General features: G+C 69.2%; 1 protein-coding gene. It reads right to left on the minus strand.

What is annotated here, in order from left to right; all coding sequences use genetic code 11:
- Window positions 1-114: 114 nt before the first annotated feature.
- A complete protein-coding gene (locus tag LL239_RS17590) occupies window positions 115-360 on the minus strand; it encodes a hypothetical protein (RefSeq protein WP_228164617.1) in 246 nt (81 codons plus the stop codon).
- Window positions 361-448 lie beyond the last annotated feature (88 nt).

A 448-nucleotide genomic window follows, 5' to 3' on the forward strand; every position in this document is an offset into this window, starting at 1 on the left:
ATCGACCTCAGGGAGGTCATCCGGTGTGATCATGCTCTCCCCTTTTGCTCACTCCTGGTGAGGCGGCCCCGGCGCTGGAATGCGCTCGGGACCGCCCCACGGAAGACCCGAAGGTCAGGGCTGCGGCTTGGCCGCAGCCTTCGCGGCTGTGGCCTTCGGCTTCTCGACCACAGGCGCGGCGACCTCCGCGACGAGTCCGACCGAGAGTGCGTGCGCGACGCTCGCTTCGGTGAACAGGTCAGCGTCGAACACGCCGCCCTTGTAGATGTAGGTCGCCGAGCCGGCTTTCGTGCGCAGCACCACGGCTCCGCCGACGACCTCGTGCGTGACGGACCGCGTCGCTCCCTCGGTCACGGTCACAGGCCCGTGCTGGTGATCTGCACGCCCGCGAGCGGCTCGAGCACCACGGGGACGGTGACGCGACGAGCGCGGACCGTCCACTTGTCCT

The sequence above is a fragment of the Microbacterium testaceum genome (genome assembly GCF_020781835.1).
GTDB classification, from domain to species: domain Bacteria; phylum Actinomycetota; class Actinomycetes; order Actinomycetales; family Microbacteriaceae; genus Microbacterium; species Microbacterium testaceum_H.